At 43.6% G+C, this 13731-nt stretch carries 14 protein-coding genes and 1 other RNA gene; 8 read left to right on the forward strand and 7 right to left on the reverse strand.

Annotated features, from left to right (window positions below; genetic code table 11):
• The first annotated feature begins 130 nt into the window (after positions 1-130).
• From AC58PV_RS33285 to serS, 5 genes are all read left to right on the forward strand, one after another.
• Positions 131-445 carry a hypothetical protein gene (locus AC58PV_RS33285; protein WP_497437303.1) on the forward strand — a complete coding sequence of 105 codons (315 nt, stop codon included), beginning with the start codon at positions 131-133 and terminating at the stop codon, positions 443-445.
• Between the two features lie 28 nt (positions 446-473).
• Positions 474-1106, forward strand: a complete 633-nt coding sequence (locus tag AC58PV_RS33290) for a hypothetical protein (protein WP_497437305.1) — start codon at positions 474-476, stop codon at positions 1104-1106.
• Between the two features lie 43 nt (positions 1107-1149).
• On the forward strand, positions 1150-2175 hold the full coding sequence (locus AC58PV_RS33295; protein ID WP_497437325.1) for a tetraprenyl-beta-curcumene synthase family protein: 1026 nt from the start codon (positions 1150-1152) through the stop codon (positions 2173-2175).
• A 37-nt stretch (positions 2176-2212) separates the two neighbouring features.
• Entirely contained in the window at positions 2213-3181 is a 969-nt protein-coding gene (gene pfkA, locus AC58PV_RS33300; RefSeq protein WP_497437306.1) for a 6-phosphofructokinase, read from the forward strand.
• Positions 3182-3482: 301 nt separating this feature from the next.
• Positions 3483-4763, forward strand: coding sequence for a serine--tRNA ligase (serS, locus tag AC58PV_RS33305; RefSeq protein WP_497437307.1), 1281 nt, complete (start codon positions 3483-3485; stop codon positions 4761-4763).
• Positions 4764-4827: 64 nt separating this feature from the next.
• On the opposite strand, the gene AC58PV_RS33310 is transcribed toward serS, so the two are convergent.
• From AC58PV_RS33310 to AC58PV_RS33340, 7 genes are all read right to left on the reverse strand, one after another.
• The gene (locus AC58PV_RS33310; RefSeq protein WP_497437308.1) at positions 4828-5784 is read right to left on the reverse strand and encodes a D-2-hydroxyacid dehydrogenase; all 957 of its coding nucleotides are present in this window, start codon (positions 5782-5784) and stop codon (positions 4828-4830) included.
• Positions 5785-5919: 135 nt separating this feature from the next.
• The gene (locus tag AC58PV_RS33315) at positions 5920-7113 is read right to left on the reverse strand and encodes a putative glycoside hydrolase (RefSeq protein ID WP_497437310.1); all 1194 of its coding nucleotides are present in this window, start codon (positions 7111-7113) and stop codon (positions 5920-5922) included.
• A gap of 182 nt (positions 7114-7295) precedes the next feature.
• Positions 7296-7520 carry a Sec-independent protein translocase subunit TatA/TatB gene (locus tag AC58PV_RS33320; RefSeq protein WP_497437311.1) on the reverse strand — a complete coding sequence of 75 codons (225 nt, stop codon included), beginning with the start codon at positions 7518-7520 and terminating at the stop codon, positions 7296-7298.
• 122 nt (positions 7521-7642) lie between these two features.
• A complete protein-coding gene (locus AC58PV_RS33325) occupies positions 7643-7837 on the reverse strand; it encodes a hypothetical protein (protein ID WP_068662137.1) in 195 nt (64 codons plus the stop codon).
• 130 nt (positions 7838-7967) lie between these two features.
• On the reverse strand, positions 7968-8789 hold the full coding sequence (locus AC58PV_RS33330) for a YitT family protein (RefSeq protein ID WP_497437313.1): 822 nt from the start codon (positions 8787-8789) through the stop codon (positions 7968-7970).
• Positions 8790-8937: 148 nt separating this feature from the next.
• The gene (locus tag AC58PV_RS33335; protein ID WP_497437314.1) at positions 8938-9630 is read right to left on the reverse strand and encodes a DUF4247 domain-containing protein; all 693 of its coding nucleotides are present in this window, start codon (positions 9628-9630) and stop codon (positions 8938-8940) included.
• Between the two features lie 79 nt (positions 9631-9709).
• Entirely contained in the window at positions 9710-10246 is a 537-nt protein-coding gene (locus AC58PV_RS33340) for a DUF4178 domain-containing protein (RefSeq protein ID WP_497437315.1), read from the reverse strand.
• Between the two features lie 285 nt (positions 10247-10531).
• Between AC58PV_RS33340 and cshA the strand changes: the two genes are divergently transcribed.
• From cshA to ssrS, 3 genes are all read left to right on the forward strand, one after another.
• Positions 10532-12148: a degradosome RNA helicase CshA gene (gene cshA, locus AC58PV_RS33345; protein WP_497437317.1), complete on the forward strand. Its 1617-nt coding sequence runs from the start codon at positions 10532-10534 to the stop codon at positions 12146-12148.
• 355 nt (positions 12149-12503) lie between these two features.
• On the forward strand, positions 12504-13343 hold the full coding sequence (locus AC58PV_RS33350; RefSeq protein ID WP_497437318.1) for a YesL family protein: 840 nt from the start codon (positions 12504-12506) through the stop codon (positions 13341-13343).
• Between the two features lie 49 nt (positions 13344-13392).
• A non-coding RNA gene (gene ssrS / locus AC58PV_RS33355) (6S RNA) lies at positions 13393-13574 on the forward strand.
• Positions 13575-13731: the final 157 nt, after the last annotated feature.

The following is a 13731-nucleotide window of genomic DNA, read 5'->3' on the forward strand; positions in this document are numbered from 1 at the left end:
GTATATCAGAAAATGAAATGGGGATGACATACAATTTTAACTGGAAACCGAAGGTTTGAAGTGATACATTTAAAGGTAGAATGTTTCATGAACATGACGGACAGCTTTGCCTGCAAGGAGGTACACAGAAATGAATAGTTATTTTCAGTATGATGAGAGACTCGGCATTGAGATTCCCGTTTTGGAATTGGAGTGGGATATGTATGATGCTGGCGTTCGCATCCATCTTTTACTGCAATGGGAACAAATACGAGGCGCCATTCCGGATCGCATTATGAAATTGGAAGCACAAATCATTGAAAAGCAAAATAAGCTCGATAAGGAAGACGATTTTGTAACCTCCTGCCGTTTGAATTCCGATATTGCTGACTTGGCTTCAATCATAAATGATCTTCATCTCTGGTTCCGAATTAATCAGGATTTGGAATCAAAAACCCACCATTAATGGTTGTCAATGAAGGGAGAATGACTGCATGCATAGCAATGAGGATGGGAATAACTGGATAGGGACGATAGCGAAACCACTTCTGGAGCATCTCCCTGCGCTGTATCCGATTGAGGAATGGGATGTTGCCATGGATGCGCGTATTGAGGCTCTCTCTACATCAGTGATTACGGAAGGAAGACCTGAACAGCTCCCCTATGGGTTAGCTATCAAAGCAGGCCTATTTCTCCTAAATGAAAGTCTAGATAAATCGCACGAGATAGCACAGGAGATTACGAATCCAACCGGCAGTTACTGGCATGCCCTGATGCACCGGATGGAAGGCGATTATAGCAATTCCAAATATTGGTTTAACGATGTTGGTCATCATCCTATTTTTTCTAATCTAATCCAATTTGTAAGAGATAATCTATCGCTCAAAGACTTCATGGAATTGGAAAACGAAGCACTACGACATAAGCTTGAAGTACTTGTAACATCGCCAGTTTGGAATCCATATGTATTTATTGATGTGATTGAAATTCAGGTGTCGCTTGTTCAGAATCCTACAGTCGATAGTTGGTTACGCCAAATACAGCGATCTGAGATGCAATTACTACTTCAATTCTGCTATGAACAAAGTTGTGGAGGAAGTTTACTTGGAGCAATTGGACAAAAGTAGAATAAAGAGCCATGCGAAGGTCCCGCAAGGGCCAATCCGATTAATGATTTGTGTATATCGCTATATTTTACCTGGTGTCGATGAGCAATTGAGTTTCTGGAAAAATAGGGCGTCTAGTATACCAGATGAAGAGCTTCGTACACAAGCGTTAGCAAGCATTGCAACGAAGCAATTTCATTGTCAAGGAGGAGCTGTGTATGCAGCTGCTCATTTATCGATGCGCCATATACTTATTCCGCTCATCGTCGCATTCCAGTCCATCAGTGACTACTTGGATAACTTATGCGATCGAAGCACATCGTTAGATCCTAAGGATTTTCGGCAATTGCATCAATCCATGCTGGATGCCGTTGATCCGGCGAAGCCTCTGCATGACTACTATGCGTTCAGAGATGAGAAAGAAGATGGCGGATATCTAAGAGATCTTGTTCAGCAATGCCAGACGTCGATTAGCCAAATGCCTTCGTATTTGAAAGTAGCGGACCAGGTCAAAGAGTTTGTAGGTTTATACTGTGATTTGCAGGTGTACAAGCATATTCGTAAGGATTTACGCGAACCACAGCTGCATCAATGGTGGGATCATCATCACCACAAGTATCGGCAGATTGATTGGAATGAGTTTGCAGCAGCAACGGGCTCAACTTTGGGCATGTTTATGTTGTTTTTGGCAGCGTGTGATCCTATTCTGACGGACAAGCAGGTGGAGTCCATTCGCGAAGCTTATTTCCCTTATGTGTGTGGACTTCATATTCTGCTTGATTATTTAATAGATCAGGAAGAAGATATTGTAGGCGGTGACTTGAATTTCTGTACCTACTACGATTCATTAGATACAACCGTAGAGCGGATTGCTTTCATTGTCCAAGAGGCGAGGAGTAAAATTTTGTTCTTGGAACATCCGAGATTTCATCGTATGATAATCGAAGGTTTGCTTGCGCTCTATTTATCTGACCCTAAGGTCAATAGTCAACATCAAGTGAAGAAAATCTCAAAGCGTCTGATGAAAAACAGTCCTTTAACCAGGCTTTTTTTCTGGATCAATAGCATGTACATCCGTACGACATCATGAATGACATTCACAAGGATTATGAAGGAGGAAATGGAATATGTCAGAAGTAAAATCAATAGCCGTTTTAACCAGTGGGGGAGATTCTCAGGGGATGAATGCGGCAGTTCGAGCGGTTGTTCGAAGTGCATTATACCATGGGCTCGAAGTGTATGCCGTTCAACGCGGGTATCAAGGTCTAATTAACGATGATATTCGTAAAATGGACTTGCGCAGCGTAGGCGATATCATTCAGCGTGGAGGAACCATTCTCCAAACGGCTCGTTGCAAAGAATTCATGACGCCTGAAGGGCAACAAATCGGTGCAGACAACTTGCGGAGACGTGGAATTGACGGGCTAGTTGTTATTGGCGGAGATGGTTCCTATCAAGGTGCGAACAAATTGAGCAAGTTGGGTATTAAAACGATGGGCTTGCCGGGTACAATTGACAACGACATTCCTTTCACTGATTTTACAATTGGATTCGATACAGCGGTAAGTATCGTCGTGGATGCAATTAACAAGCTTCGCGATACGATGACTTCTCATGAACGTTCATCCGTTGTAGAAGTTATGGGACGTCATTGTGGTGAAATCGCCCTGTATGCGGGACTTGCCAGCGGTGCTGAAACTATTATTGTACCTGAGGTCGATGTGGATGTTACTGAGGTAGCTAATCGGATGAAGGATAACTTTAACCATGGCAAACGTCACAGTATTATTCTTGTAGCTGAGGGAGCAGGAACTGGTGAAGGGATTGCGAGACAGATTACGGAAACGAACGGAATCGAACCTCGTGTGACTGTTCTTGGTCATATCCAACGCGGTGGAGCGCCAACGCATAATGACCGTATTCTAGCCAGCCGTTTAGGCGATTTCGCTGTTCGCAAATTGATGGAGGGTGATTCTTCCAAAGCTTGCGGTATTATCAAAGGTGAGCTTGTAGCAACGGATATCGATCTTGTTGTGAATACCAAACGTACCTTTAACATGGAACTGTATGAATTGGCTAGCCGTTTGTCTCAATAAGCCTAATTATGAGATACGGTGTTGATCTTCATTCATATTTCGGCTATAATAGTGAACAATATATATCGACATCATGTCTATGAAGAGCATCCAACTCGGAGACACTTATGACGATCGGAAGGATGTTTCCTTTCTCACTAAATAGGTCGGCACCGCCCGTTATCGCGGAACCAAGCGGATGATGACTAGTCATGTCATCATCAAGTTGGGTGGCACCGCGAGCAGAACGCTCCTCGTCCCAATCGGACTGAGGGCGTTTTTTGTCTTTTTCACACATACGAAGAGGAAGCGGTGACGGGATATGCTGGATATCAAATGGATTCGTAACAACCCAGGTCAAGTGAAAGCAGCAGCGATTCGAAAAGGTGTAGAATGCCACGTCGAAGAATTGCTTATGGTCGATGAGAAGAAAAGGGATTATCAGGGCCAAGTTGATCTTCTGAGAGAGGAGCGTAACCGTGCCTCGGAGCAGATTGGATCGCTCATGATGCAGAGGAAAACTGTGGAGGCAGAAAGCTTGAAGGAGCAAGTCCGAAGTTGCAATCAACACTTAACGCTGCTTGAAGCGGAATTGAACACGTATGATCAGCGGTTCAAGGAACTTATGCAGAAAATACCGAATCTAGCTTCGCCAGATACGCCAATAGGTGTGAGCGAACAAGATAATGTGGAGATAAAGGTTGTTGGTGATAAGCCGAAGTTTGAATTCGAGATGAGAGATCACCTTCAGCTAGGTGAGGCGCTGAATATCATCGATGTTGCTAGAGGAGTCAAGATAGCGGGGAGCAGGAACTATTATCTCAAAGGAATGGGGCTTTACTTGCATAGAGCTGTTCAACAATTGGCGGTAGACCTGCTAACGGATCGTGGCTTTACAGTTATGGATGTGCCGCTCATGGTGCGGGAGGAAACTTTACTCAATGCGGCTTTCTTCCCAACAGGTAAAGATCAAACGTATGAGCTGCCTGAGGACAATACTTGGTTGGTAGGGACATCGGAAGGTCCATTAGTTTCATATTATGCTGGGGAAATCGTAGATCTTTCGGAGGGGCCTATTCAGTTAGCGGCTGTGTCGAATTGCTTCCGGAAAGAAGCGGGCTCGGCGGGGAGAGATGTACGGGGGTTATATCGTGTCCACCAATTTGCGAAGGTGGAGCAGGTGATCCTTTGCGAAAATAATAGGGATGAGGCAGAGCGCATGCTGCAGGCAATCACACGGAATGCGGAGGATTTGCTTGCCTGTCTAGAACTGCCTTATCGCGTTGTAGCCGTCTGTTCGGGAGACATGGGGGCCAAGAATTACAAGCAGTTCGATATCGAAACGTGGATGCCTAGCCGTGGTGCGTACGGTGAAACGCATTCGTCGTCGAGCCTGCTAGATTTCCAAGCTAGACGCAGTAATTTGCGTTATCGGGATCAAGAAGGTGTATTGCGTTATTGCTACACGCTGAATAATACAGCTGTTGCTTCGCCACGAATCCTTATCCCATTGCTTGAAAATCACCAACAAGCGGATGGTTCGATTTATATTCCACCTGCGTTGCGACCCTATATGCGAGGTCTGGAAGCGATTCGCTTGTAAGAATAGAAAGCCACTTATCCTAAGTGTTGCAGTAGGATAAGTGGCTTTCTCTGTCTCCCGTGTTCTAATAACCTTCTGTTAGATCCACTACATTGATCATCTCTCCGCCATCTAGCATCGCGCGCAAATTGTGATAGAAAATGGTGGACACGCGATCTGTATAATGGACGGATGACCCAGCGATATGCGGGGTTAGGATGACATTCTTCATACCCCAAATTGGGGAAGTAGCAGGCAATGGTTCTTGCTCAAAAACATCTAATGCTGCGCCAGCAAGTTTGCCTTCTTGCAAGGCTTGAATCAATGCTTGTTCATCGAGCACATCGCCGCGAGCCAAATTAATGAAGAAAGCGCTAGGCTTCATAAGGGCTAGATGTTCTTTTTGCAAGAAGCCTCGCGTCTTCTCCGTACTTGGAAGCAGAACGACAATGAAATCGCTTTGTGTTAGCAGCAATTGAAGACCTTCTTCACCGTGAACGGTCGTATCGAAGGCTGCTTGTGGTACCCCCGAACGATTCAATCCGATGACCGACATATCGAACGCTTTGGCCTTTCGAGCAACCGCTTCACCGATGGCTCCTGCCCCGATAATGCCTAGTGTTTTACCATGCAATTCACCGAAGCGTACTTGATTATCCCACACTTGCCCTTGCTGATTATCATGGAGTAAATTAGCTTTCCGGACCCATTGCAGCATGAGGCTCAACGCAAATTCACTCATTTGAATGGTGTGAACACCTCTAGCATTCGTAACCGTTACTTGACGTTTATCGAGCTCTGCAAGCGGCAGTTTGTCAACCCCTGCGGATAAGGTTTGCACCCACTTTAACTTAGGGGCGCGACTTACGATGTCAGGGTGCAATCGACCTGCTGAGATGATCACGTCAGCGTCATGGAGCATGTCGCCAGCATCCTTAGAAGAGGCAAACCAATGAAACTCGGTGCGTTCTTTCAAATCTGGCGGGATTTGCTCTCTCATTGAAGTTAGATTCATACCTGTCACAGCAACTATTTTCAGCATATCATCACATCCTTATTAGTATTGAAAAGAATACTACCATGATAAATGAAATGGAAACCGAAAGTAAACACGGACCCTAAGTAAAAATCCCCCGAGCGCATAGGGATGCTCTCGGGGGATTATCACATGTGCCGATTAATAATTGACGTTAGCCGTGTAATTATTGTTGGCATTCCATAATAAATACTCATTAACGCCATTATCCTTCAAAGCTCGAATCTGTTCATCTAATTCATGCTTGCCGTATTTGATATAGCCTGGCACCCATGAAGCAGTAAAGTCTTGTATCCAAGGACGGACAACGGGCTTCCATCCTTTTTGATCAATAGCTTCGAGTTTCTTAGTAGTATCTTTAGAAGCACCATTAATTGTGGCATACGGTGCAGCATCAGGTACTTTGGAGCCGAACCAGCCTGTGCTGTAATGGCTTGGATAAATCATTGGAGCAATAACATCGACATTTTGTGAGATTTTCTCGAAATCTTGACCGATACCTTCAGCGGCAGGTACAGAAGCTGCATATCCGAAAATGTCGACCGATACCCGAACACCAAGTGGGGACAATTGCTCTCTCGCATACTTTACGAAAGAAGAGACTGCATCAATCCGTGAACGCTCATCTTTGGTATATTTGAGAACATCCGCGCGTTTCTCGAAGCCTTCTGGGAAACGGACATAATCAAACTGAATTTCTTTGAAGCCTGCTTTGACAGCTTCTTTGGCTACAGCGATATTGTAGTCCCATACATCTTTGCTGTATGGATTGACGAAGCTGTCAGCCGGTTTTTTCCCGTTATCCCACAGTGTGCCGTCTGGATTAACGAAAGACAATTCCGGTTTTTTCTTAGCAAGGATGGTGTCTTTGAATACAACAATACGAGCAATTGGATAAATGTTATGCTCTTGAAGTGTTGTCATCAAACTTGGCATATTGCCAATAATTTTCTGAGTTGTTCCCATTGCGTCGAGTTCTGCATTCCCAGTTTCCCAAGTGATGTAGCCCCAGTCATCTTTCACATCAATAACCATGGCATTCAGGTCGGTATCATCAAGTAGTTTTACGAGCGTATTAAGTCGTGAGCCGCCAGCACTGTGAGCAGTGGAGTAGATCCCTTTCACAACAGGGGCATCTTTCTGTGGATCTACCTTATTGACAGGTGCGAGTGGATCCGTAGTATCCGCAGGAGTCGTAGGGTTGACGGGTTGAACGATAGCAACAGCGTTCTTGGCATCTAGCGAAGCTTGCACAAGTTGTTCAAAGCTTGCATCGGGGTTAGCAGCCGTAACATTCCCCCAAATGAGGGCAAGTGAGGCAAGTAAAATTTCCATGATGTATAAGTCCACTCCAATCCTTGTATCTAGCTTTTATTATAAGCCAAGCTGGAAACTACGCACAGAGGAAATTTGTAGGCTTTTGTAGAAGCTTGTATGAGTCATTTGGCACATGTGATCCAGTCTAAAGTAGGATGTAAACAAAAACACCTAGAAGCTTGGCCTCCAGGTGCTTGGACTTACTTATTCGATTCGCTATTCGATACTTCGGGATTAATTTCTTTCCGTGCAATCGTAGGTTGATCATCCGCTGATGAGTTATTGCCGTTTCCATTTGTTGCATCTTTGAACTCGCGGAACATTTTGCCGAAACCTCGACCAAGCTCTGGCAGTTTATTAGGCCCAAATAAAAGCAGGGCGACGATCGCAATGAGAATGATGTGCCAAGGAGATAAAGCTCCCATTCCAGACACCTCCATTAAATTTATGTTAACTATAGTATATCATGGACTTATCATAACCCATATAGCCTATTTATTACAATTTTAATAACACGATGCTTAAAAGATATGCAAAAAAGACACCCTCAATGGTACAGGGTGTCCTTATGATGTTCCGAAATGCTGAATTGAATAATTTCCATGACATCTTCCGCTGCGAGTGCCTCTATACCGAACCGTAGTACGATCTCGGATTCCAACTCATTGTTGGTTAAAGAGGGATACAACTCGGGCGTTAATTTCATTACAATCCTGGATAATTTGACTGTCTCCACAAGCATCACCCTTCCAATCAGAAGATTAGAATAAGAACTACGCCTGAACCTACCATCGATGAAAACCAGAACTATATGAAATTATATTCATTATAACACAATTCAAAATGGAATAAAGGGGCAGTTGGCTAATTAATCAATGGGTCTTTCGAAATTCCCCTACAACACCGACAGTTTCCACAATATTCACGAACGCTTTCGGATCAATTTCTTTAATAATTCGCTTTAATTCCACGAGTTCATATCGCGTTGTAACCGTCATTAGCATATCATGCTGCTGCTTCGTGTAGGCACCTTCTGTTTTAATCAGTGTAACCCCTCTAGGGATCATGAGCAGCTTATTAATAATGGCTTCCTTATGCTTCGTTACAATGAACGCGGTTACTTTTACATGGCGGATATGTATCATATCAACAGTTTTCCCACTAATGAAAATTGCTAACATTGAAAATAATGCAAGATCCCAGTTATCCTTGAAATAGCCAAGTGCGACAATAACAATTCCGTTCATGGAAGACAGGATGGTGCCAAGAGGGAAGTCGTATTTCCGGGTTAAAATGAGGCCGACAATATCGAATCCGCCGCTGGATCCGCCAATACGAAGCGTAATTCCGCTGCCGATCCCGATGAGTACACCGCCAAATACTGCACCTAACATGGAATCTTTGGCAACGAAATTCATGGGGATCAATTGCATCATCCAAGTCGTCAATACGACAGATGCAACGCTGATTATAATGAATCGTTTACCAATGGAAACAAGTCCCCAAATCATGAGAGGCATGTTAAAAAATAAATAAAGAAATCCGATATTATAATCCGTAAAATATCCAATAATCATGGCTATCCCCGAAACACCACCACTTAGCAACTGATGGGGAATAAGGAACATATTAAAGCCAACTGCGACAAGCAGTGCGCCAACTAGAATGACTACAACATCTAGCGCCTTTTTCAAAACAAATCACCTCTAAAATAGTATGCAGCATATTGCAAGTATAATTCATTCTTATAAAACTGCAATCATTATTTAGATGGTGGTCAATTAATTCGGGAAATACAAAAAAAGCTGTGTCCTGAGATGGACAGCAGCTTATTGGTAACATTTACCGGCGCTTGAAGGAGCCTGTTTTCTTCGTTGTACTTGGCTTGCTTGTACTTGATTTACTTGTGGATGGCTTCGTTACTTTGTTAGCCGTTGAACCATCATTCTTGCGGGCTGTTGAAGAGCTTCCAGAGCTGGGATTTGCTGCACCACTCGTGAACCCCCCCGTACGATCGGATGTTGTGGGCTTCGTTGCTTTGGTTGAACCTGTAGCTGGTGTTGTTGCCTTATAAGTCGGCGTCTTCGTGTAGCCGCGGTAATCATAAGAAGATCCTTTATTGCTATTCCAGCCGCCACCAAAAATGGATTGAAGCAGCGTAGCGGTTAAATAGCCTTGTAAGAAGGACGAGTCGTAATGGGTCTTGGCATATTCGATGCTATCGAGCTGAACTAATGTATTGTTACTATCACTGGGATCTTTCTGGATATTAATAACCTTGTCCCTATAAACAAGGAACATTTGATCCTCAGATTCCTTACTCTTCTCTTTGGGTGATTCTTTGGCAGCCAGTTCATTGGCAACTGTTGGTACGTTCTTTCCTTCAACAGCGTAAACCTTAGACATCGTGGTTCCCTTGCCATCGACGCTTACTAACGGATATTCATCTTTGATATAACGTCCGGCATCTGCGCCACAAGCGGTAAGAAGAGCGATAATTAGGATGAAGGAAAGCCATGAAGTCCATCTCTTCATTGTCTTGTAGTCCTCCTTTCAGGGGTGTTTCGGAAACATGCTTTCATGATAACATAGCTTAATCGTCATCAGTATGATTTCAAGAATTTTTTAAAAATTTTATTTGATTGCCAGGTGTGCGTTCGCCTTCTAGGGCTATGAATTTACCATCCTGCCATTGTAGGAAGAAGAAGCGCTGGTCTGGTCCAAAATATCGCCAAAATATAATATCATCGCCGCTGCGGAAATCGGTGTTGCCCTCTGTCCGTGAAACGTCGTTGCGATGAAATTCCAAATCAAAAGTGACATCTCCGTCTAACTCTAATCGCGTAGGAACATCATTGGGATCATCCAAAGCTCCTTCAATAAAACTGCATAGGAAGCAGTCGTGAGTTCTGCCTTTTTCCACAATCAAGCACTGAATATTTTTGCCGCTTTGTAGATAATAAGCGTAGCGATGTGGCTCAAATCCGCGGTCGAAATAGCTGACTTTACCGGAGATGACGTATTCCTCTAAGTCTACACTGACAATATCGCCAACACGTGCGACTTCCAGTGGATTACCGGCGGATGCGGTAGTAGGTGGTTGCTCTTTATTACTGCGAAGAATGTTGCTGACACGTTTGAATATGGACATAGAAACTCTCCTCTGTGCAATTCCGTTTTATTGTTCTCCCCTTTAATACGAGTTGCTTATTCATTCGGTTTCGTTCGAATCGTTAAAAGTAGCCACTGGCAATGTGTATATCACTTGTGCTATAATATTTTAGATGTTCTTAAGGGCGGCCAGTTGGATCATGGAAGATGACGAATCGAAAGTGTATTCCACCAAGAAACTATAGAGACGGATAGGAAGTCGTACTTAAGGGTAAAAAAGATACAAGGCATTAGCCTGCCCTGTACAAAAGGAGATTGAATTTATTTGAAAACATTTCAGGAGTTTGGTTTAGACCCATCGGTACTACGTGCAATTACGGAGATGGGCTTTGAAGAGTCCACACCTATTCAAGAAAAAACAATACCACTGGCCATGGAAGGCCGTGATTTGATCGGGCAAGCACAAACGGGAACTGGTAAAACGGCAGCATTCGGTATTCCGCTTGTTAATAAAATCAATGTAAAAGAAGAGCGCATTTCAGCTCTAATCATGTGTCCTACACGGGAACTTGCCATTCAGGTTGCGGAAGAGATTGAAAAACTCGGTCGTTTCAAAGGCATTCGCTCCTTGCCGATTTACGGTGGACAGGATATCGTGAAACAAATCCGTGCATTGAAAAAGAAACCACAAATCATTATTGGAACACCAGGACGTCTTCTTGACCATATTAACCGCAAAACAATCAAACTTGATGATGTTCAAACGGTTATTTTGGATGAAGCAGATGAAATGCTCGATATGGGCTTCATGGATGATATCCAATCTATTCTTAAATTAGTTCCTACAGAACGCCACACAATGTTGTTCTCTGCAACGATGCCGACGAACATTCAGAAGCTGGCTCAACAATTCCTTACAAACCCAGAGCATGTTTCTGTTATCCCGAAACAAGTTAGTGCTCCATTGATCGAGCAAGCTTACATTGAATTGCATGAGAAACAAAAGTTTGAGGCACTTAGCCGTTTGATCGACATGGAAGCACCAGACTTGGCAATTATCTTCGGACGTACGAAGCGCCGGGTAGATGAGTTGGCTGAAGCTCTTCAAAAGAGAGGCTATGCTGCGGAAGGTCTTCATGGTGACTTGTCCCAAAATCAACGTGATAATGTCATGAGAAAATTCCGTGATGGCAGTATCGATGTTCTAGTAGCGACTGACGTTGCTGCTCGTGGACTAGATGTATCTGGTGTTACTCACGTTATCAACTTTGACCTTCCACAAGATCCAGAGAGCTACGTTCACCGTATCGGCCGTACAGGTCGTGCAGGTAAAGAAGGTACTGCTTGGACTTTCGTAACGCCACGTGAGATCGATCACCTTCACTTCATTGAGAAGGTTACACGCCATAAAATCAACAAAAAACCTTTACCAAGTGTTGCAGAAGCGGTAGAAGGTAAGCAAAAAATGACTGCTGAGCGTATCTTGGATATGCTTCAAAAAGAAGAGCATGGCGAATTCAAAGGTCTTGCAATTCAAATGCTTGAGCAATACGATTCCGTTAACTTGCTTGCAGCAGCTATGAAGCTTCTTACAGGTGACAAGAAAGATCTTGCGATTGAATTGACACCAGAAGATCCGATTCGTGCAAGAAAGAAAAAATTCGATGTTCGCAGCTCAGGTAGACGTGTTGGTGGTGGATACGGTTCAGGATCAGGTTCAAGCGATCGTCGTCAAGGTGGCGGCTATGGTGGGTCCGGTTCAGGCAATTCCTCCAATGGTGGCTCCCGTTACCCGCGTAAAGATAGCAGAGACTACGGTTCAAACAGAGAAGGCGGAAGCAGCTCATCTTCGAGAAATCGCGAGTACGGAAGCAACAACTCCGGTAATCGTGATCGTTCCAGAGCGCCACGTAAAAGTGAAGATACACTTGTAAATAAATAAGATGCAACATGAAGAAAGGCGGAGATCCTGAGGATCTCCGCCTTCTTTATACATATATAGATTAAAGTACAAATGAGCTAGTGATAATAACTAATAAGATGAAAAGCACCAAAATAGCTCCTGCGGATGTTCCAATTGCGTTAGACATAGTATCAACCTCCTGAATAATGATTTGGGGGTGGTGCGACTAGACAATACTATCTTATGTAAAAGTACCTAGAACGACTAGACGGCTACCTATATCGTGAAAAATAGGCTATAATTAAGTACATATACAATTAAGACATGCTATTGTCATGTCAGCAGTTAACAACGTAGAAAGTTTCCTGAAGGAAACGCTAAGGAGGAAGCAGTTTTGGAGTTTAAGGGAGTTATGGGAGGACTGTATAGAATATCGGAGTGGATTATGCGGTTATCCGTTATTAATTTGCTTTGGATGCTTTGCTCAATTCCGGTATTCTTTTTCCTCTTCATGGGGTTAGTGAGTCAAACGCCGGACGCTTTAAAAGCTACGTTACCGATTCTTGCAATTTTGGCACCGTTTACTTTATTTCCAGCGACTACCGCGATGTTTGCCGTAGCTAGGAAATGGGTGACAGGAGAAGAAGATGTTCCGTTGTTAAAGACATTTTTCCGCGGATATAAAGAAAACTACTTGCAAAGTATGTTAGGTGGAATTTTCTTTGTTCTCATTTTCGTGATTATCGGAGTGAATTATTTCTTCTATTTGAAGCAAGGCAGCTCGTTGAGGGTTTTGGCTGTTTTGTTTATTGCTTTCACGGTGATCATGATAATTGCTTTATTTAATTTCTTCTCCATTATTGTTCATTTGCACATGAAGATTTTTCAAATTGTTAAGAATTCAATTTTAATTACAATTGGTAATCCCATTAATTCGATTGTATTGCTCATTTGTAATGGTGTTATTGTTTATATTTGTTTGACGAAGTTCAATTTCTTCTTAGTTGTGTTCTTCATGGGTGCTATTGTAGCGACGTTCTCCTTCTGGCAGTTCAACCGAAGCTTTACGAAGCTTCAGACGAAGCAACAAGAGCTTGAAGAGAAGGAACAACAGCGACTTGCTGAAGAAGCTGAAGCGGCTGCAGAAGGAAATGATGATGCGAATGAGGGAGTCGTGAATGAAACTCCAGTTAGTTTGCATAAAAAAGATGATAATGACAAGAATAGAGATTAATCCTACCAGTTGATTATCAGCGTGGTTGGATCTATAATAAGAAAACAGAAGAAATCTGCGATGTTCGTAACGGTTTTAAGTTGTTTTAAACCAATGACTGTTTCTAGGGAGACCTATATTGATGTGTGGCTGACATGCCCTCGAAAGGGGACCTCAAATACACGTCTGCGGACACCCACCTGCGAGAGCGGGTTTGAAGCACGGAAACCGGACGGCATAGGCGGGTTTCTTCGAATAAAAAAGAGGTTGAACAGGGAATTCCTGGTCAACCTCTTTTTTATGTACGCCCAGCATGGGCGTCATCTCTAGGGTGAAAGTCCCGAACGGGGGCTGGCGAACGCCTACCGTTAGCCAAGAGCAAGGGTGTCCATCGCGAGGTGGAATCTGA

Source organism: Paenibacillus sp. J22FR83 (genome assembly GCF_059691955.1).